Below are 19804 nucleotides of genomic sequence, written 5' to 3'. Positions count from 1 at the left end.
ACAAAGACATGCTTAAGATCAAAGACTTAAAGCAGGTTGCGTGAATCCTTTTTCACGCGACCTGCTTTAGCAGGCGCTAGATCATTCCTTCCACTCGATCGGCACATGCCCCTTGTCCGCCTCGACGCGCTTCAGCCAGGCGGCTACGGCCGGATAGGCGTCGAGCTGGAAGCCGCCTTTCTCAGCCGTGTGGGTGTAGGCATATAAGGCGATGTCGGCGACGCTGTAGGCGCTGCCGGCGAAGAACGCGTTTTGCTGCAGGTGGCTGTTCATCACGCCGAGCGCCTTGTTGCCGCGTTCCAGCGTCTGCGCCAATCGTTCCGGCGTGGCATCCTTCGCCCGTTCCGGAAAGGTCAACAGCGCCTTGCGCACCGCGATATAGGGCTCGTGGCTGTATTGTTCGAAGAACAGCCACTGATAGGCCTGCGCCCGGTCATATCTGTCGGCCGACAGGAAGCGCGTGCCTTCGGCGAGGTAGAGCAGGATGGCGTTGCTCTCGGCGATACGCCTGCCATCGTCGAGCTCGAGCATCGGCACCATCGCATTCGGATTCTTGGCGACATAGTCGGGCTTGCGCGTCTCGCCGGTATGCGAGCTCACCTCGACCCGGGTGAAGGGAATGCCGAGCTTCGCCATCAACAGCCGCGGCTTGTAGCAGTTGCCGCTGTCGGCCATGTCGTAAAGGATCATGCCTCTTGCCCTCTCCGAGTCTCCTGGGGAACGCTCTAACGCGCGCGGCTAGGTCCCATCCAGTGATTTGTTTTTGAGAAGAAACATCAGCGACGCTGATATGTCTTCTTTGGTCGGCGTCAGCGATGCTGATACGTTTTCCTTGGTCGCATCAGCGATGCTGATGCAGGGGCACGACCTTGTTGCCGACGTCGAGCAAGGCATCGACGGAAAGCGGCTCTTCCTTGAAGATCGTGCCTGCGAGCGCCGGGCGGGCGAGGTGGAAACCCTGCAAAAGGTCGACGCCGCCCTCAAGCGCGACGCGCAGATGCTGTGCGTTTTCGATGCCCTCGACCAGCACTTTTGCGCCGCGATCGTGCAGCGTCGCCACCAACGGCCGGAAGAAGCGCTCGGCGGCGGCGTGGCGGCAGAGCTCGCCGAACCACGCGCCGTCGATCTTGACGATGTCGGGCGCAAGCAGGTTGATGCGCGCCTCGGTCGAATGCCCCGTGCCGAAATCGTCAACGGCGATGCGGATGCCGTCGCGCCGCATTTCGCGCACGAGGCTGGCAAGGACACGGTCGTCGGCTGCCTGTTCGGTGATCTCGCAGACCAGCAGGCCGGGCTCCAGCTCGAAATCGCCGAGATGCCTGGTCATCAGCCGGATCTCGGCGAGCGCCCGTCCGAGATGGTCGTTGATGTTCGGATTGTAGTTGAAGAACAGCGTCAATCCCTCGACGCCGATGTTGCGGTAATTGCCGAGATGCAGCATCCGGCACATCGTTTCGACGAACAGAAGGTCGGGCGCCGGAATGCCGCCGAAGAAGACCGAAGAGGCAACCGGCTGCGCAACGCGGCGCGGCTCGATCAGCCCCTCGACGGCAACCGCCCTGAGTGCTTTGCCCTCCGGCGCGAAGATCGGCTGATAGGCGCTCCACAGCCGGAACTCGCCATAGATGCCGAACTGAAGGCCGATCTCGTCGGCGAAGATCGCCTCGGCGACGTTGCGCCGCCTGTCTGGTTGTTCGCTCATGGCGCGACCTTGCGCCCGAACACTCTTGCAGGCCGCGCCTGCCGGACCGGCGCCACAGGGCTTGCGGCTGCCGGCGCCTTGTTCTCCGCGGCCTGGGGTTGCTGCGCGCCCTCGCTGAAAACGCGAAAGCTGGTGGAGGCAAGTTCCGGCCGGGCAAGCACGTAACCCTGCACCATGGAGGCGCCGGACCTCTCGGCAAGCTCCAGTTGCCAGCCTTCCTCGATGCCTTCGAAGACGGTGCGGATGCCCTGGTTCTCGAAGCTCTGCACCATTGCTGTCAGCAACGCGAAGCCGGCGCCTGACTCCATCAGATGGGTGATCCACTGCGCATCGAATTTGACGATGTCGGGCTTGAGCTCCTTGATCCGGTTGATGTCGGATTCATCGGCGCCATAGTCGTCGACCGCGATGCGGAAGCCGTTGGCCCTCAGCGCCTCGACAAATTCGTAGAGCGTTTCCTGCGAAGCGGATTTCTGCTCGGTGACCTCGCAGACGATGCGGCGCGGATCGATGCCGGCTTCGTGCAGCACCAGCCGCATGTCGCGCAACGCCTTGTCGGCGATGCCGCGATCGGTGAAGACCGACGGATCGAAATTGACGAAGATCGACGCCTCTTGCGGCAGGCAGGCGCCCGCGTTCAAAAGATGCAGCGTGCGCGTCAGCGCCTCGATATGCAGCCGGTCGGCCGCCGGGCAGGTGCCGAAGAATGCCCCCGGCGACTGTAGCTCGCCGTCGCGGAACGGCCGGATCAGCCCCTCGAAGGCGGCGACTGAAAGCTTGCCCTCCTTGAAGGCGAAGATCGGCTGGAACGCGCTCTGCAGCGTATAGATGCCCCAGACACCCGTCGAGGTGCCGTCGTCATGACGGATGATGTGGGCAAGCCCGATGCTGCGCGACAAAGCTTCCTCTTTCCGTGCAACTGGCGCAATTCGATCTGCGATCCTGCCAGCCAAGGGTTTACCGGCCGTTGATGAATTTAGCGTTGCCGCTCACGCAGGCTGACTTTGGTCACGCCTCCTTGACCTCTGGCTCATCGCACAATGCTTGCGCTTAGCCCGATGATGCGACATGAGAGGCGCCGCGGCCGCTCCTGGCCGCTTTTCCTAGGAGACATTTTGTCATGGCTTTTCTCGCCGACGCCCTTTCCCGCGTTAAGCCTTCCGCGACCATCGCGGTGACGCAGAAAGCGCGCGAGCTGAAAAATGCCGGCCGTGACGTGATCGGCCTCGGCGCCGGCGAGCCGGACTTCGATACGCCCGACAACATCAAGAACGCGGCGATCGAGGCGATCCGCCGCGGCGAGACCAAATACCCGCCGGTTTCCGGCATCGTGCCGCTGCGCGAGGCGATCGCCAAGAAGTTCAAGCGCGAGAACAATCTCGACTACCGGCCGGAGCAGACCATCGTCGGCACCGGCGGCAAGCAGATCCTGTTCAACGCCTTCATGGCGACGCTGAACCCGGGCGACGAGGTCATCATCCCGCGCCCTTATTGGGTGAGCTATCCCGAAATGGTGGCGATCTGCGGCGGCACGTCGGTCTTCGCCGACACCTCGATCGACAACGGCTTCAAGCTCACACCGCAAGTGCTGGAAAAGGCGATCACGCCGAAGACCAAATGGCTGTTGATGAACTCGCCGTCGAACCCGTCGGGCGCCGCCTACACGGAAGCCGAGTTGCGCGCGCTGGCCGACGTGCTGCTCAAGCATCCGCATGTCTGGACGCTGACCGACGACATGTATGAGCACCTGACCTATGGCGACTTCGTCTTCAAGACCATCGCCGAGGTCGAGCCGAACCTCTATGAGCGCACGCTGACCATGAACGGCGTATCGAAAGCCTATGCCATGACCGGCTGGCGCATCGGTTATGCCGCCGGCCCGGTGCCGCTGATCAAGGCGATGGACATGATTCAGGGCCAGCAGACCTCGGGCGCCTGCACCATCGCGCAGTGGGCTTCCGTCGAGGCGCTCAACGGGCCGCAGGATTTCATCGCCAGGAACAAGGCGATCTTCCAGGGCCGGCGCGACCTCGTCGTCTCGATGCTCAACCAGGCGCGCGGCATCTCCTGCCCGTCGCCCGAAGGCGCCTTCTACGTCTACCCGTCCTGCGCCCAGCTGATCGGCAAGAAGACCAAGGCGGGCAAGGTGATCGACAATGACGAGACCTTCTGCTCCGAACTGTTGGAGGCCGAAGGCGTCGCGGTGGTGTTCGGCTCGGCCTTCGGCCTCGGACCGAACTTCCGCATCTCCTACGCCACGTCGGATGCCTTGCTGGAGGAAGCCTGCACGCGCATCCAGCGCTTCACCGCGTCGCTGACCTGATCGACGCAGCCTGACGAGAAGAACCTGGCTTCAGTCCGGGTTCTTCTCGTCGGGTCCGTCCTAACCGCCATATTGCTCGTCGGAAACTTCTTCCAGCCAGTCGGCGTGGACGCCGTCCAGTGCCTCCTGCATGGCGATATGGGTCATGGCGGTTTTACGTCCGGCGCCATGCCAGTGCTTTTCGCCTGGCGCGAAGGAAATGACATCCCCTGCCCTGATCTCCTGCACGGGGCCTCCCCAGGTCTGGGCAAGTCCGGCGCCGGCGGTGACATAGAGCGTCTGTCCAAGCGGATGCGTGTGCCAATGGGTGCGCGCGCCCGGCTCGAAACTGACCAGCGTGGCTCTCAGCCGCGCCGGCGCCTCTTTCTCGATGATCGGCGTCTGCAGCACCCGCCCGGTGAAATACGTCTCCGGCGCAACGATCGTCGGCACACTGCCGCACGCAATGATCTTCATCCTTGAAATCCTCGAACGCGTTGGTCGAACAAAGGGCCGCGCGCGGCCCATCTCATGCGGTAGTTTCGCCTCGCAGGGAGGCCGTTGCAACCGGCTTTGAGCTGCTGCCGGGCGGCAGCCTCGATTCGCGCTCGGGCATCGAACGGAACGCCATATCAGGGTGTCTAAAAACTGTCATAAATCGTTGCTTTTTAACCATAAAATCGCGATCTCCATGCTGCCGCGAAAGAAGCGGCCGAGGCGGCGCTCACACTCAGAGTTTCTTAACGGCTGAGGTCCTAGCCATGTCGCGTGCTGTGGGGGCGCGGACATGAGTATCTTGGCGACAATCAAGGATCACAGCGGCCGTATCTATCGCGGCATCCAGGCCTTGCTCGTGATGAGCATCGCCGCCACCGGGCTTGCGGCTTTCGCGCTGACGGGGAACGCCTCCCGCGCAGGCGCGCTCGCGGTGTCGGTGACATCGACCTTAATGGCGCTTCTGGTGCTGATGTATATGCGCTCGAGCGTCGTCCAGCGCCTGCAGTCGGCGGCGGATGCCGAGGCCGAGAAGCATCGCTTTCTCACCGTCGATGCCATGACCGGAGCCATGACCCGGCGCTATTTCATCGAAGCGCTGGGCGACTGGCTGGGCGGCTTGCGCAACCGCCGACAGGCAAGCCTGCTTCTGATCGACCTCGATCATTTCAAGCAGCTCAACGACACGTTCGGCCATCAGTTCGGCGATCTGGCGCTGGCGCATCTGGTCGCGGAAGCGCAGCGCATCTTCGAGGACGGGGTCATCGGCCGGCTCGGCGGCGACGAGTTCGGCATCATGGTTCCGCATGGCGACGTCGCCATTATCAGCAAGGACGCGCGCCGGCTGCTCGATGCGATGCGTGCCGGCAAGAGACATGAAGGCAAGATCATTCCCCTGTCGATCTCGGTGGGCGTCGCGCTCGCGCCGTTGCACGCTTCGAACGGCGCTGAATTGATGCTGCTGGCCGATCTCGCGCTCTACGAGAGCAAGGCGGGCGGCCGCGGCCGCATCACCGTTTTCGACGAGGAGATGCTGTCGGACAAACGCTATCGCCGGCTGGTGGAACGCGAGCTGCGCGCGGCGATCTATCTCGGCGAGCTGGAGCTGCACTACCAGCCGATCGTCGATCCCGACGGCTCGGTCGACGCGCTGGAAGGCTTGATCCGCTGGCGTCATCCCGTGCGCGGCTTGATCTCGCCGGCGGAATTCATCCCGATCGCCGAGCGCTCGACGCTGATCGACATGATCGGCGAATGGGTCTTCAAGCGCGCCTGCGCCGACATCGGGCATTTTCCCGGACGGCGCATCTCGATCAACGTCTCGGGCGAGCAGTTGAAGCGCGACGAGATCGTGACGATGTGCGACCGGATCCTGCGCGAAACCGGCCGGTCCGCCTCGCAGTTCATCATCGAGATCACCGAGACGGTGGCGACGGCCGCCACGTCCGAGGTCCTCAGGCGTCTCGAGGCGCTGCGCGGCCTCGGCTTCCACATTGCGCTGGACGACTTCGGCACCGGCCATTGCGGCTTCAACTATCTGAAGTCGCTGCCCATCGACAGCGTCAAGATCGACCGCTCCTACATCCGCAGCCTCGCCCATGACCAGGTGGCGCAGATCTTCGTTTCCGCGCTTGCCCAGATCGCCCGCATCCAGGATATCGCCATCGTCGCCGAAGGCGTCGAAACCGCGGAGGAATTCACCCTTGCCAGGACCGCCGGCTGCAGCCGCTTCCAGGGTTATTTCTTCGGCAAGCCGGCGCCGCGCGACAAGGCAAGCGCGTTGTGCGTCGCCGCTCGCGAGCCGCGTGCCCTCACAGCCTGACAAACAGGAAATGGCGGCCTGACGACCCCAAGCCGGCGAACATCCTATTTTTCTTGCCCTCCCGGCGAACCCGTGTGACGATGGCTTTGGGAAGGGGTGGATAAACCCCGCCCGCGACGGCCGAACAGGCCGGCCGCCGCTCTGCATAGGGTGCGATCGGACGCAAAACCGGTTTCCACTTTTGCTGATCGCTCTCTTGGGAAACGCCTGAGTGGAGGTCAGCCATGGGTACTCGCGCCGGAGGACGACGCACGGGACCGAAATGCATCGCCATAGTCGGTCCCTTCGCAAGCGGTAAGACGACACTTCTCGAAGCAATACTCGCCCGCACGGGCGCCATTCCCCGCCAGTCACCCGTTTCATCGGGCAACACCGTCTCCGATCATTCGCCAGAGGCCCGCGCTCACGCCATGAGCGTCGAGGCGACCTTCGCCACCACCGATTTCATGGGCGAGCAGATCACCTTCGTCGACTGCCCCGGTTCCATCGAATTCGCTTTCGAGGCCGAACCCGTGCTTGCCGCCTGCGACCTCGCAGTCGTCGTCGCCGAGGCTGACGAGAAGAAGATCCCGGCGCTGCAGCTCATCATGCGCAAGCTCGACGATCTCGCCATTCCGCGCATCCTGTTCCTCAACAAGGTCGACAAGGCGGTCGCCGGCGTGCGCGACACGCTGAAGATGCTGCAGCCGGCAAGTTCGGTGCCGCTGTTGCTGCGCCAGATTCCGGTGCGCAAGGACGGTGTCGTCATCGGCTCGATCGATCTGGCGCTGGAGCGCGCCTACATCTACCGCGAATATGCCGAAAGCCAGGTCGCCGAAATCCCGAACGACGACAAGGCGCGCGAGCTGGAAGCGCGTTTCTCCATGCTGGAGACGCTCGCCGACCATGACGATCACCTGATGGAGCAGTTGCTGGAGGAGATCGAGCCGCCGAAGGATGCGATCTTCGACGATCTCTCGGCCGATCTGCGCGCCGGCGCGGTGACGCCGGTGTTGATCGGCACCGCCGAGAAGGGCAACGGCGTGCTGCGCCTGTTGAAAGCCATCCGCCACGACGCGCCGGACGTCGAGGCAACGCGGAAGCGCCTCGGCGCGCCGGACGGCCAGACGGTTGTGCAGGTGATGAAGACCATCCACACCGCGCATGGCGGCAAGCTTTCGGTGTCGCGCGTGCTCTCGGGCCAATTGGCCGACGCGGCCGAGCTCTTCCTTTCCAATGGCGATACGGCGAAGGTCTCCGGCATCTACAAGATGCTCGGCAAGGACCAGTCGAAGCAGACATCCGCCACGGCGGGCGACACGGTCGCGCTCGGCAAGCTCGACAACGTCAAGACCGGCCAGACGCTGAGCTCGGCCAAGGGCGGCATCCGCCCATTGGTCACGTTGGAACCGCCGCAGCCGGTCTTTGCCTTCGCGCTTCGCCCCAAGGAGCGCAAGGACGAGGTCAAGATGTCGGCGGCGATCCAGCGGCTTGCCGAGGAAGATCCATCGCTCAACCTGCGCCACAACCAGGATTCCGCCGAAACCGTCCTGTCGGGCCACGGCGAAATGCATCTGCGCGTGGTGCGCGAGCGCCTCGAGGGCAAGAACCAGATCCCGATCGAGGGGCATGCACCGGCGGTGCCTTACCGGGAGACGATCCGCAAATCGGCGCAGCAGCGCGGCCGCCACAAGAAGCAATCCGGCGGCCACGGCCAATTCGGCGACGTGGTGATCGAGATTAAGCCGCTGCCGCGCGGTTCCGGCTTCCAGTTCTCCGACACCATCACCGGCGGCGTGGTGCCGAAAACCTACATCCAGTCGGTCGAGACCGGCATTCGCGACTATCTGAAGACAGGCCCGCTCGGCTTCCCGGTCGTCGACGTCGCGGTCAATCTGTCGGACGGCTCCTACCATGCGGTCGATTCCTCCGACATGGCCTTCCAGATGGCGGCGAAGCTGGCGATGAAGGAAGGCATGGCGGCCTGTTCGCCGGTTCTGCTGGAGCCGATCATGAAGGTCGAGATCGTCACGCCCTCCGACGCGACCTCGAAGATCATCGCGCTGATCCCACAGCGGCGCGGCCAGATCCTCGGCTATGATGCAAGGCCCGACTGGCCCGGCTGGGACGTCGTCGAGGCGACCATGCCTCAGGCCGAAATCGGTGACCTGATCATCGAGCTGCGCTCGGCGACCGCCGGCGTCGCCAGTTACAAGGCTGCTTTCGACCATATGGCCGAGCTGACCGGCCGGCTCGCCGACGAGGCGATGAACGCCAACGGCAAAGCCGCCTAGCAGGTCGGCCTGCCTGAGCGACTGCGTTGATGAAATGAAAACGGCGTCCGGATGATCCGGACGCCGTTCCTATTGCGGACCGTTTTCCTGGGAGGCAACGGCTGGTCCGCCGCATCCGGAAAAATGGTTCGGACGCGGTGCTTGCCTGAGCCCGGTCTTTCGAGTGATGCCCCCATCTCCCGAACCGACCAACCGCGTCCTATCGTCTACTTAAACCATAGAGTGCGTTTGCGGCATGTTACCCGATGTTACATGTCACCGTTACGTGGTGGATCCGGTCGTTTTTTTGCCGGCCCGAAGGCGCGCAGGCAACAAAAAAGCCGGATCAATAAAGATCCGGCTGAGTTTGATTGGAAGTGCCGATTAAGGCTAACCTCCAGAGGGGAACACTCGAGGGCGCTAATGGGAGGAGAACGCGCCCCGGAGATGTGACTATATATGTGCTCATCATGCCCAAGAAACAAGCATCTATTTTGCAACACACGCATGCAAAAAGACGCAGGCTGTGGTCCAACCTATTCCCGGAACCCGTAGGACCAGAAAAATCGCCAATTCCGGCGCGTTTCCGGCCCTAAAGCTACTGCTTAAATGCAAAATCGAGCCGATTTTGCTCGGAAATATGTGATCCAGCGAAATGATGCCGATTTCGGCAAGCCGAGTTTATTTTTACGGCAGGAGACCGATGATGCGAACTTTTTCAGCAATCGCCGGCAGCGCGCTGTTCCTTGTCGTTGCGCCCGGCGTTGTTGCCGGCCTGGCGCCGTGGCTCTTGACCGACCACTATCGCAACCCGCTATCGGTTCTGCCGGGCTTCGTGCCTGGGGGCTCGCTTCTCGTGGTCGGAGCTGTCGCCGTCCTGCTTCATGCCTTTGGCCGTTTTGCCCTCGAGGGCCTGGGCACGCCCGCTCCCGTGGCACCGACCGAGAAACTGGTCGTTGGCGGCATCTACCGCCATGTGCGCAACCCCATGTACGTGGCCGTGCTGACGATCATCCTTGGCCAGGCGCTGATCTTTTCGAGCTGGGCGGTGCTGGTCTACGGCCTCATCGCCGCGGCGGCGATGGTCTCCTTCGTCAAGATCTATGAAGAGCCGACGCTGGCCAGCCGCTATGGCGAAGAATACGAGGTCTACCGCCGCGCCGTCCCCGGCTGGCTGCCGCGCATCACACCCTGGCGCGGGCAGTAGTCTCGGCCGGCCGTTTCAATAGGACCAGCTGCGCGCCTTGGCGATGATAAAATCGCGGAACACATGCAGTTTCGCCTGGTTCTTCATCGCGTCGGGATAGGCGAAATAGGTATCGAAGGACGGCACCTCGGTCTCCGGCAGCAGCTGCACCAGGTTCGAGTCCTTGTTGATCACATAGTCCGGCAGCATGGCGATGCCGGCGCCGCCCTGCACCGCCCGCTTGATCGACAGGATGTCGTTGATCTGCAGCGTCGGCACACGCTGCGCGCCCTCGAAATCGCCGACCGTCTCCAGCCAGTTCAGCTCCGACAGATGCGAAGGCACTGGCACGCCGAAAGTGACGATGCGGTGGTTCCTGAGTTCGGCGATCGAGGCCGGCCTGCCGAACTTGGCGATATAGGACGGCGCCGCGTAGAGGTGGAAATGCACCGTGAACAGCCGGCGCTGGATGAGGTCGGGCTGTTGCGGCTGGCGCAGCCGGATCGCGCAATCGGCCTGGCGCATGGTGAGGTCGAGCTCCTCATTGGCGAGGATCAGCTGCAGGCTGATCTCGGGATAGAGCTCGATGAATTCCTGCACCCGTTCGGTCAGCCAGCCGGCACCGAGACCCACCGTGGTCGTTACCCTGAGCACGCCCGACGGCCGGTCCTTGGTCTCGGTCAGCCGCGTCTTGATGGTTTCCAGCTTCATCAGCACGTCATGCGCCGTGCGGAACAGCATCTCGCCCTGCTCGGTCAGCACCAGGCCGCGCGCATGGCGGTGGAAGAGTGCCACGCCGACGTCATGCTCCAGCGCGCTGACCTGCCGCGAAATAGCCGATTGCGACAGATGCAGCGTCTCGGCGGCATGGGTGAACGACCCAGCCTCCGCCGCTGCGTGAAATACGCGTAATTTGTCCCAGTCCAGCGCCATGATTCCCCTCGCGTTGCTTTTGGCGTCTGAATGAAAAATCAGGCTTTTAAACGGCTTCTTTCAGCCGATCTGTCATTCCGCCGCTTCGCGGTGAACCTCGATGCCCGCCAGATATTTTTCCGCCTCGAGCGCCGCCATGCAGCCAAGCCCCGCCGCTGTCACCGCCTGGCGGTAGACATCGTCGGTGACATCGCCGGCGGCAAACACGCCGGGCACGTCGGTGCGGGTCGAATCCGGCGCGGTCCACAGATAGCCGTTCGGCTTCTGCTTCAGCTTGCCGGCAAAGAGCTCGACCGCCGGCGCATGGCCGATCGCGACGAACACGCCGTCGACCGGCAGCTTCGATTCCTGGCCGGTCACGACGTTGCGCAGCGTCAGGCCTTCAACGGACGGCGGCAGCGGCGCCTTGCCCGGACGTCCGGTGATCTCATCGACGACCGTGTCCCAGATGACGCGGACATTGTCCTTCTTGAGCAGCCGCTCGCGCAGGATGCGCTCGGCGCGGAAATCGCTGCGCCGGTGGATGACGGTGACGCTCTTGGCGAGGTTCGACAGATAGAGCGCTTCCTCGACCGCGGAATTGCCACCGCCCACCACCGCGACATCCTTGCCGCGATAGAAGAAGCCGTCGCAGGTGGCGCAGGCCGAAACGCCGAAGCCCATGAAAGTCTGCTCCGACGGGATGCCCAGCCACTTGGCCTGCGCGCCGGTGGCGATGATCAAGGCGTCCGCGGTATAGACCGTGCCGGAATCGCCGATGGCGCGGAACGGCCGCACGTTGAGGTCGACCTCGGTGATGATGTCGTTGATGATGTCGGTGCCGACATGCTCGGCCTGTTTGAGCATCTGCTCCATCAGCCAGGGGCCCTGGATCGGATCGGCGAAGCCGGGATAGTTTTCGACATCCGTGGTGATCATCAATTGGCCGCCCTGCTGCAGGCCGGCGACCAGCATCGGCTTCAGCATGGCGCGGGCGGCGTAGACCGCCGCCGTGTAGCCGGCCGGGCCGGAACCGATGATAAGAACGGGCGCATGTTTGGTGTTCATGAAAAGTCCCCTGCGGCGCGCAGCCGTGGTTTGTCGCGCGTAATGTAAGTGTTGCCCGGGAGACCAGCAAGGCAAGTTGGCCTTCGTCCCCGGAAAGCTTCGCGCCATGCATATCGGGCAATATCGCCGCCCGTCATGAACGCGCGTCACTCAGGAGTACGCGTGGCCCGGGATCACCGCATGCATCAAAACAAGGAGAAAATCATCGCAAAGCTATGGCCTCTTACGCGAAACCAAATTACAAAATCGCGAAAGATTCTTGCGCGAAAGCCCTTCATGCCGCTGAAAGCCGATCTCGACGCCATCGATTGGAAGATCCTGCGCGAGTTGCAGGGTGACGGACGCATGACCAATGTCGAATTGTCCAGCCGGGTCGGCATCTCGGCGCCGCCTTGCCTGCGCCGCGTCAGGCGGTTGGAAGAAGCCGGCATCATCCGCGGCTACCGTGCACTCTTGAACGCGCCGGCGCTCGGCATGGATGTGGTGGCCTTTTGCCTGATCGGCCTGCATCACCAGGCCGACGCCGAGCTGAAAACCTTCGCCGAGCGCACGCGCGGCTGGCCGATCGTCCGCGACGCCTGGATGGTTTCGGGCGAATCCGACTTCCTGCTGCACTGCGTGGCGAGCGACCTCGGCACCTTCCAGACCTTCGTCATCGAGGAACTGGCTTCGGCACCGAATGTGGACACTGTGCGCACCGCCTTGACCATCCGCCGCGTCAAGGACGAGGGGTTGGTAGCCTTTCCAACTTGATGCATGTCGCCCAGAAGTGTGCAGCGGTTCTGGGACAACGACATGCATCAAAACAAAGGCTTAAAGCGCGTCGCCTGAATCCCGTTTCAGCGCGACGCGCCTTAATGTACCGGTTTCCGGAAAATCACCCGCAAAGACAACAGGCTTAGCTCCAGGCTTTGAATCAACTTGCGATCAGAGCGATCGTATCGTCGTCAGCAGGTCCTCAAGGTCATGAGCGCCGCGCAACGGCGAAACCGAAAGCCCGCTTATCGTCGAACCTTCGCCGTCGACCAGCCACCCGCGCTTGAGGCCGGCGCGCTGGCCGGCTTCCATATCGGCCGGCTTGTCGCCGACGATCAGCGACCGCTCCAGATCGAGGCCGAGCTGGCGGCCTGCCTCCAGCAGCATGCCAGGATTGGGCTTGCGCATCGGGTGATCGGCAATCGCCAACGCGCCCCTGCCGGCCTCGTGGTAGGCGCAGGCAAGCACCATATCCACGAAAGCGTTCTTTTCGCTCAGCAGGTCGAGCACCCGCCCGTTGACCCGGGCGAACGCGTCCCAGCCGAAATAGCCGCGCGCGATGCCGGACTGGTTGGTGACGACAATGACCGGAACGCCGTGCTGGTTCGCGGCCTCGATGACCGGCGCGATGCCGTCGCGCAGTTCCATCGCCGCCGGGTCGTCGGGATAGCCGGTATCGACATTGATCGTGCCGTCACGATCGAGGAACAGCGCCGGCCGGCCGGCTGGAAACTCAGTGGAGCCGATCCGCTCGACCCACAGGCCGGGCTCCGCAAGCGGAAAGCCTGCGCTCTCAGCCATTGCTGAGGCGCGCTTCGACCGCTTCGCACAGATAATGGTAGAGGCACAGGTGCCCCTGCTGGATGATCGGCGTCGAGGTCGACGGCACGTTGAGCAGGATGTCGGTCAGCGGCTTCAGCTTGCCGCCGGTCTCGCCGGTCAGGCTGATCACCGTCATGCCCATCGCCCGCGCCCGCTCGGCGGCGGCAAGGATGCTCGGCGAATTGCCGCTGGTCGAGATGGCGAGCAGCACCGCGCCTTCCGATCCATGCGCCTCGACCTGGCGAGAGAAGACGGTGTCGAAGCCGTAATCGTTGCCCCAGGCGGTCAGCACCGCGGCATTGGCCGGCAGCGCGATGACGTTGTAGGCCTTGCGCTCCTTGAGGAAGCGGCCGACCAGCTCGCCGGCGATGTGGATGGCGTCGCTCGCCGAGCCGCCATTGCCGCAGATCAGCAGCGCCTTGCCTTGCGAAAGCGCCGTCACCACGGTGCTCACCGCGCGCTCCATCTCGCCGGTGAGATCGCGCTCGACCATCGCCGTGATCGCCGCCGCGGAGCGGACCAGATAGTCGTTCAGTTCGGACATGGAACCCTCAGTTTGCGGCGCGCATCTTGCCGATCGTGTTGGTCGTGCTTTTGCCGGCGACGAGGTCGACCAGCACCACGCGCCCGCCCGCCTTCTGCACGACATCGGCGCCGACAACGGTCTCGACCGTGTAATCCGCGCCCTTGACCAGGATGTCCGGCAGGAGCGCCTCGATGAGCTTGAGCGGCGTGTCCTCCTCGAAGACGACGACGGCGTCGACCGAGGCAAGTGCCGCCAGCACGCAGGCGCGGTCGTGCTGGTCGTTGACCGGGCGCCCCTCCCCCTTCAGCCGGCGCACCGAGGCGTCGCTGTTGAGGCCGAGCACCAGCCGGTCGCACTGGCTGCGCGCGGCATGCAGCAGGCTGACATGGCCCGCATGCAGGATGTCGAAACAACCATTGGTAAAGCCGACGGTCAGCCCCTCTTCCTTCCAGGCTGCGACCATCCTGGCCGCGGCGTTGAAATCGAGGATGGCGTCCTGGTGGCCGGTCGGCCCATGCGAGCGGAACAGCGCGCCGGACAGTTCCTCGACGTTGAGCCGCGCGGTGCCGCGTTTTCCCACCACGACGCCGCCAGCCGCATTGGCGATGACCGCCGCATGCACCCGATCGGCGCCGGCGGCGAGCGAAAGCGCGAAACTGGCGATGACCGTGTCACCGGCGCCGGAAACGTCGAACACTTCGCGCGCCTGGGTGGAGATGTGGCGGGCATCCTCGGCGGAGACCACGCTCATGCCCTTTTCGCTGCGCGTGGCGACGATGAACTGGAAATCATGCGCGGCGATCAAGTCGCGCGCCGCGGCCACGATCTCGTCGTCGCCGAACACCTTGCGCCCGACCGCCTCGCCGAGCTCCTTGCGGTTCGGCGTCACCGCCGTGGCGCCGGCATAGCGCGCATAGTCGCGCCCCTTCGGATCGACCAGCACCGGCTTGCCGGCATCGCGGCAGATCGCGATCAGCTCGCCGGCGACGCCGTCGAGCAGGATGCCCTTGCCGTAGTCGGAGAGGATCACGATGTCGGCGCGGCCAAGCGCTGCCTGGAAATGGTCAATGAGCTTCGCCCGCTCGGCGGCCGTCAGCGGCTTGATCTCTTCCTCGTCGAAACGCAGCACTTGCTGGTTGAGCGCGCTGAAGCGACTTTTCGACGACGTCATGCGGCCCTCGCGCTGCAGGAGCCCGTCCGTGTCGACGCCGATCTCGCCGAGCATTCGCATCAGGTTGTTGCCGGCCTGGTCGGCGCCGATCACCGAAACGGGGATGGCGGCCGCGCCGAGCGAAACGATGTTGGAGACGACATTGCCGGCGCCGCCCATGTTCGCGGTCTCGCCCTTGCCGTGCAGCACGGGAATGGGGGCTTCCGGCGAGATACGCTCGATTACGCCGCTGACGAAGCGGTCGAGAATGAAATCGCCCACCACCAGCACGGTGACGTCGCCGAACCGGGCGATGGTGCGATGCAAAGGCTCGGGGGAAGGCGGATGGTGCTTGATCATCTCACTCGAAATATGCCTGAAGACGGCCGGACTTGATTAGATTTCAGCGCCGGAATTGTGGCGCAGGCTGCTCAAGGCGATGCCGATATACCGCAATTCGAACGAGCGCAACGGCAGGCCCGGCGCCGACTCCAGCCGAAGCCGGCTGCGCGATCAGCTCCTCTGCAGGGCGACGTGGACGCCGAGCCCAACCAGCACCGCCCCGCCCGCGCGCTGCATCAGCCGCTGCGCCCGGCCCGAACGTCGCAGCCGCGCAATCATCGCGCCGGCAAGGAAAACGCAAACGACGTCGGCGGACGAGAACATCAGATTGACGATGGTTCCAAGCACGACGAACTGCAGCCAGACCGGGAACGCCGCCGAGGCGTCGATGAATTGCGGCAGGAACGCCATGAAGAAGATCGCCGTCTTCGGATTGAGCACCTCGACGGTGATGCTTTCGAAAAAGGCGCGACGGGCCGATTTCCGCTCGATCAAGGGCAGAGCCGCATCGCCATCCGTCCGTTTGCGGAACATAGAGACGCCGAGCCAGATCAGATAGAGCGCGCCGACGAGCTTGACCGCCAGATAGAGCGGCGGCACCGCATGGAACAGGACGGACAGGCCGGCGGCGGCCGCGAAGACATGGAAATAGCCGCCGAGATGGATGCCGAGAGCCGCCGTCAACCCCGACCAGCGTCCGCGCGCCATCGTCTGCGCCGCGGCGTAGAGCATGGCGGGGCCTGGAATGTAGGCGAAGATCGCGGTGGTGGCGAAAAACGCGATGAGCAGTTCGGTCGACGGCATTTTTTGTCCTCTTGTCGGCAAAGCGTAGAGACCACGCCGAACAGACGTCTGGTTCAGTTCTTTGCGCTGGCTTGCGTCTCAGGAATCCCCCAAATTGGAAAACCCGAACGCTGCCACGAGCCGTTCGAAAGTTGGCGTATCCTGCCTTTCGCCGAATGGCCGGATAAGTTGCCAGATGTCCTCGCTATAGAGGAGCAGCATTTCTTCCGTAGCTGCAACGACCTCTATATCCCCCGGAGCCACGTAGAAAGAGATGCCCGAGACGCCGTCGGGAGAAAGCGGCGCGTAATGGACCCGAAATTCGCCGGTGCTGATTTGAATGCCATTCGTGGACGTCCCTTCATAGGGCTCAACAATTCGGCAAATGCGTCCGATAGATGACTGGCGCAACTCTTCGAACGGCTTTCCGCGGTTTTCGTTCGGCAGAGACGAAACCCTTACGTAAGACCCGACAAACACCGCAGTGCCTTGCCTATCGGTTGGCGTCGTCTCGGAAGAATCTCCTGTCATTCATCTGTCCTTGCTGCTGTCGGTCCGGCCTGCTTTATCGACACTCCCGCCCGCCTCCCCTATAAGGGCCGGAATTGGCAACGGAGCAAGGCTGAAAAGCATGATCATCGTCACGGGCGGCGCCGGCATGATCGGCTCCAACATCGTCGCCGCACTCAATGCCGAGGGCCATGACGACATTGTCGTCGTCGACGACCTCACCGACGGCCACAAGATCGCCAACCTCGCCGACCTCAAGATCGCCGACTATCTCGACAAGGACGAATTTCTCAGCCTGATCGAGGACGGCGCGCTCGGCCGCATCGAAGCCGTCTTCCATCAGGGCGCCTGCTCGACCACCACCGAATGGAACGGCAAGTTCATGATGGAGGTGAACTACGCCTATTCGAAGCGGCTGTTGCATGCCTGCCTGGCGCTACGCGTGCCCTTCCTCTATGCCTCGTCGGCTTCCGTCTATGGCGGCGGCAGCGAGTTTCGCGAGGAGCCCGACTTCGAGCGTCCGCTCAACGTCTATGCCTATTCGAAGAAGCTGTTCGATGACTATGTGCGCCGAACCGTCTTCGACACCGACCATTCGCAGGTCGCCGGCCTGCGCTATTTCAACGTCTATGGACCTCGCGAGGCGCATAAAGGCGCCATGGCCTCGGTCGCCTTCCATCTGTTCAACCAGGTCGAGCGTGGCGAAAACCCGAAACTGTTCGGCGCCTATGGCGAGTTCGGGCCTGGCGAGCAGAGCCGCGACTTCATCCACGTCGGCGACGTGGCCGAGGTCAATCTGTGGCTCTGGAAACGGGGTTCAAGCGGTATCTTCAACTGTGGCACCGGCCGCGCCCAGCCGTTCCGGGCGATTGCCGAGACGGTGATCGACACGCTGGGCAAGGGCGAGATTGAATTCATCCCCTTCCCCGACCATCTCAAGGGCAGCTACCAGAGTTTTACGCAGGCTGATATGTCCCGCTTGCGCGCGGCCGGCTACAATGGCCAATTCCGCACAGTCGAAACCGGCGTCAGGGACTATGTCGAATGGCTGAAGGCCCAACGATCCTCGTGATCGGCCCACGCTGGGTGGGCGACATGGTCATGGCGCAGTGCCTGTTTGCGGCGCTGAAGGAAAAGCATCCGACTGCGGCCATCGACGTGCTGGCGCCGGCCTGGGCGGCGCCCTTGGTCAAGCGCATGCCCGAGATACGCTGCCAGATCGACTTTCCGCTGATGCCCGGAGCGCTCGAATTCCGCAGCCGCAGGCGCTTCGGCCGCCTGCTGCGCGGCCGCTACGACATGGCCTATGTGCTGCCGGGAAGCTGGAAATCGGCCTTGATCCCGTTCTTCGCCCGCATCCCGCACCGCGTCGGCAATCTGCGCGAGATGCGCTACGGCCTGCTGACGGATGTCGTGCCGCTGCCCGAAGCCCTGAAACGGCGCACCGCGCGCGCCTATTTCGGCCTCGCGCGCGGCGGCACTTTTCGCGCGCCGCATCTTACCGTCGACAAGGCCAACCAGGCCGATCTGCTGGCGCGCTTCGGGCTGACCGGGAAGAAATTCGTGGCGCTCATGCCCGGCGCCGAGTTCGGCCCGGCAAAACGCTGGCCGAGCGACCACTATGCAGGGCTGGCCCGGGACATGATGGCCAAGGGCCTGGCCGTCGCGCTGCTCGGCTCGAAGAACGACGCCGACGTGACCGGCGAGATCGCAGCGCTTGCCCCGGGCGCCATCGACCTTGCCGGCAAGACACGCCTCGAGGACGCCATCGACCTGATCGCCGCGGCGAAGCTTGCTGTCTCGAACGACAGCGGGCTGATGCATGTGGCGGCCGCCGTCGGCACGCCGATCGTAGCCGTCTACGGTTCGACGTCACCGGAAAACACGCCGCCACTCAGCGAACGCTCCGAGCTGATCTGGCTGCATCTGTCCTGCTCGCCCTGCCACAAGAAGGTCTGCCCGCTTGGGCATCTCAACTGCCTGAAGACGCTCGATGTCGCCCGCGTCACCGCCGCCGCTGAGCGCTTGCTCAAGGTTCCAGCGGCCGCATGAAGGTGCTGATCGTCAAGACATCGTCGATGGGCGACGTCATTCACACCTTTCCCGCCGTCGAGGACGCGGTGCGCAACCGCCCCGACATAGATTTCGACTGGTGCGTGGAAGAGCCGTTTGCCGGGATCGTGGCGCTGCATCCGGCGATTAAGACTATCCACAAGGTTGCGATCCGGCGCTGGCGCAGGCGACTTCTCGACGGCGCCACATGGCGCGAGATGGCCGGACTGCGCAAAGCGCTCCGCGCCACCCGCTACGATCTTGTCATCGACGCGCAAGGCTTGCTGAAATCGGCGCTGGTCGCCATCCAGGCTGGCGCGCCGATCGCCGGCTTCGACCGGGCAAGCGTCCGCGAGCCTTCGGCAACGCTGTTCTACCAGCGCAAATACGCAGTGCCGCGCGACCTGCACGCCATCGAGCGCACCAGGCGGCTGTTCGGCCTGGCGCTTGGCTATCAGCCGGATTTGTCGACGCTCGAGTCAGGCATCGTGCCGCCGGCGGGCAGCCCACCCGGCATTGAAGGCAGAACGGCGTTTCTTTTGCACGGCACTAGCCGCGAAGACAAGAAATGGCCGGTCGAGGACTGGATCGAAACCGCGCGCCAACTGGCCGACCGGCAATTCGTGCCGGTGGTCACATGGTCGAACGAGGCGGAAAAGAAAGTGGCGCAAGCCATTGCCGGTGCCGTGCCGGGAACGGTGCTGGTTGCGAAATCGCCGCTCGCGGATGTCGCCGCGATTCTCGGCCGCTCGACGCTGGTCATCGGCGCCGACACCGGCCTCACCCACCTCGCCAGCGCCTTCGGCCTGCCGACCGTCGCCGTCTTCCTGGCGACGGAGCCGGGTCTCACCGGCCCGCGAGGGAAGTTTGCATCGACCCTGCTTGCGCCAGCCGGCGGCAAGATCACGCCAGCTGAGGTTGTGGCGGAGGCTGAGCGCCAGCTGGCGCTCAGATCAAACGCGCCAGCGTGAGGACCTTTTCAGAATTCGCTCTGGCGAGTCGAATGGCGTGGTTTTCGAGAACCGGCCTACGCCGGCCGTAGCCTTCATAGGACGGAGACCCTTATGAGGGCTTCGGCCGGCGAAGGCCGGAGCGGAGCGTACTTAAAGTACGTGAGCACCGGA

Annotated in this window: 19 protein-coding genes; 8 read left to right on the top strand and 11 right to left on the bottom strand. The window is 63.7% G+C overall.

Annotation, left to right across the window (positions count from 1 at the left end; all coding sequences use genetic code 11):
* Window positions 1-81: 81 nt before the first annotated feature.
* The 3 genes from RFM52_RS32315 to RFM52_RS32305 all read right to left on the bottom strand — a co-directional run bounded on the left by RFM52_RS32315 (window position 82) and on the right by RFM52_RS32305 (window position 2601).
* Complete coding sequence (locus RFM52_RS32315) at window positions 82-690, bottom strand: glutathione S-transferase family protein (protein WP_320293452.1); 609 nt, start codon at window positions 688-690, stop codon at window positions 82-84.
* Between the two features lie 151 nt (window positions 691-841).
* The gene (locus RFM52_RS32310) at window positions 842-1702 is read right to left on the bottom strand and encodes an EAL domain-containing protein (protein ID WP_320293451.1); all 861 of its coding nucleotides are present in this window, start codon (window positions 1700-1702) and stop codon (window positions 842-844) included.
* Window positions 1699-2601, bottom strand: coding sequence for an EAL domain-containing protein (locus tag RFM52_RS32305; protein WP_320293450.1), 903 nt, complete (start codon window positions 2599-2601; stop codon window positions 1699-1701). The genes RFM52_RS32310 and RFM52_RS32305 overlap by 4 nt, the downstream gene beginning before the upstream one ends.
* A gap of 221 nt (window positions 2602-2822) precedes the next feature.
* Here RFM52_RS32305 and RFM52_RS32300 point away from each other — a divergent pair, with 221 nt between their 5' ends.
* The gene (locus RFM52_RS32300; RefSeq protein WP_320293449.1) at window positions 2823-4025 is read left to right on the top strand and encodes a pyridoxal phosphate-dependent aminotransferase; all 1203 of its coding nucleotides are present in this window, start codon (window positions 2823-2825) and stop codon (window positions 4023-4025) included.
* 60 nt (window positions 4026-4085) lie between these two features.
* On the opposite strand, the gene RFM52_RS32295 is transcribed toward RFM52_RS32300, so the two are convergent.
* On the bottom strand, window positions 4086-4481 hold the full coding sequence (locus RFM52_RS32295; protein ID WP_320293448.1) for a (R)-mandelonitrile lyase: 396 nt from the start codon (window positions 4479-4481) through the stop codon (window positions 4086-4088).
* 310 nt (window positions 4482-4791) lie between these two features.
* On the opposite strand from RFM52_RS32295, the gene RFM52_RS32290 reads away from it, so the two are divergent.
* From RFM52_RS32290 to RFM52_RS32280, 3 genes are all read left to right on the top strand, one after another.
* Window positions 4792-6321 (top strand): putative bifunctional diguanylate cyclase/phosphodiesterase, encoded by a 1530-nt coding sequence (locus tag RFM52_RS32290; protein WP_320293447.1) that lies wholly within the window; start codon window positions 4792-4794, stop codon window positions 6319-6321.
* A 224-nt stretch (window positions 6322-6545) separates the two neighbouring features.
* Window positions 6546-8594, top strand: a complete 2049-nt coding sequence (locus RFM52_RS32285) for an elongation factor G (protein ID WP_320293446.1) — start codon at window positions 6546-6548, stop codon at window positions 8592-8594.
* A gap of 685 nt (window positions 8595-9279) precedes the next feature.
* The gene (locus RFM52_RS32280) at window positions 9280-9780 is read left to right on the top strand and encodes a methyltransferase family protein (protein ID WP_320293445.1); all 501 of its coding nucleotides are present in this window, start codon (window positions 9280-9282) and stop codon (window positions 9778-9780) included.
* Between the two features lie 15 nt (window positions 9781-9795).
* Here RFM52_RS32280 and RFM52_RS32275 read toward each other — a convergent pair whose 3' ends face one another.
* Together RFM52_RS32275 and trxB are read right to left on the bottom strand one after the other, a co-directional pair.
* Window positions 9796-10692, bottom strand: a complete 897-nt coding sequence (locus RFM52_RS32275) for a LysR family transcriptional regulator (protein ID WP_027168144.1) — start codon at window positions 10690-10692, stop codon at window positions 9796-9798.
* Window positions 10693-10764: 72 nt separating this feature from the next.
* Window positions 10765-11739, bottom strand: a complete 975-nt coding sequence (gene trxB / locus RFM52_RS32270; RefSeq protein ID WP_320293444.1) for a thioredoxin-disulfide reductase — start codon at window positions 11737-11739, stop codon at window positions 10765-10767.
* A 276-nt stretch (window positions 11740-12015) separates the two neighbouring features.
* Between trxB and RFM52_RS32265 the strand changes: the two genes are divergently transcribed.
* A complete protein-coding gene (locus tag RFM52_RS32265) occupies window positions 12016-12492 on the top strand; it encodes an Lrp/AsnC family transcriptional regulator (RefSeq protein WP_140629863.1) in 477 nt (158 codons plus the stop codon).
* Between the two features lie 174 nt (window positions 12493-12666).
* Here the strand turns inward: RFM52_RS32265 and RFM52_RS32260 are convergent, their stop codons facing one another.
* The 5 genes from RFM52_RS32260 to RFM52_RS32240 form a co-directional block, all read right to left on the bottom strand.
* Window positions 12667-13296, bottom strand: coding sequence for a D-glycero-alpha-D-manno-heptose-1,7-bisphosphate 7-phosphatase (locus tag RFM52_RS32260; protein WP_320293443.1), 630 nt, complete (start codon window positions 13294-13296; stop codon window positions 12667-12669).
* Window positions 13289-13861 carry a D-sedoheptulose-7-phosphate isomerase gene (locus tag RFM52_RS32255; RefSeq protein WP_320293442.1) on the bottom strand — a complete coding sequence of 191 codons (573 nt, stop codon included), beginning with the start codon at window positions 13859-13861 and terminating at the stop codon, window positions 13289-13291. The genes RFM52_RS32260 and RFM52_RS32255 overlap by 8 nt, the downstream gene beginning before the upstream one ends.
* 7 nt (window positions 13862-13868) lie before the next feature.
* Entirely contained in the window at window positions 13869-15353 is a 1485-nt protein-coding gene (rfaE1, locus tag RFM52_RS32250; RefSeq protein ID WP_320293441.1) for a D-glycero-beta-D-manno-heptose-7-phosphate kinase, read from the bottom strand.
* Window positions 15354-15506: 153 nt separating this feature from the next.
* Window positions 15507-16139 carry a LysE family translocator gene (locus RFM52_RS32245; protein WP_320293440.1) on the bottom strand — a complete coding sequence of 211 codons (633 nt, stop codon included), beginning with the start codon at window positions 16137-16139 and terminating at the stop codon, window positions 15507-15509.
* A gap of 78 nt (window positions 16140-16217) precedes the next feature.
* Window positions 16218-16649, bottom strand: a complete 432-nt coding sequence (locus RFM52_RS32240) for a hypothetical protein (RefSeq protein WP_320293439.1) — start codon at window positions 16647-16649, stop codon at window positions 16218-16220.
* Window positions 16650-16749: 100 nt separating this feature from the next.
* Here RFM52_RS32240 and rfaD point away from each other — a divergent pair, with 100 nt between their 5' ends.
* Genes rfaD through waaC form a run of 3 tightly spaced genes read left to right on the top strand, consistent with a single transcriptional unit; the run spans window position 16750 to window position 19651 of the window.
* On the top strand, window positions 16750-17700 hold the full coding sequence (gene rfaD / locus RFM52_RS32235) for an ADP-glyceromanno-heptose 6-epimerase (protein WP_320293438.1): 951 nt from the start codon (window positions 16750-16752) through the stop codon (window positions 17698-17700).
* Entirely contained in the window at window positions 17673-18680 is a 1008-nt protein-coding gene (gene waaF / locus RFM52_RS32230; RefSeq protein ID WP_320293437.1) for a lipopolysaccharide heptosyltransferase II, read from the top strand. Before rfaD ends, waaF begins: the two co-directional genes overlap by 28 nt.
* A complete protein-coding gene (waaC, locus tag RFM52_RS32225; RefSeq protein ID WP_320293436.1) occupies window positions 18677-19651 on the top strand; it encodes a lipopolysaccharide heptosyltransferase I in 975 nt (324 codons plus the stop codon). Before waaF ends, waaC begins: the two co-directional genes overlap by 4 nt.
* Window positions 19652-19804 lie beyond the last annotated feature (153 nt).

It is taken from the genome of Mesorhizobium humile (genome assembly GCF_033977215.1).
In the GTDB taxonomy this organism is placed as follows: Bacteria; Pseudomonadota; Alphaproteobacteria; order Rhizobiales; family Rhizobiaceae; genus Mesorhizobium; species Mesorhizobium humile.
This window is presented reverse-complemented; position numbering and strand designations above follow the sequence as displayed.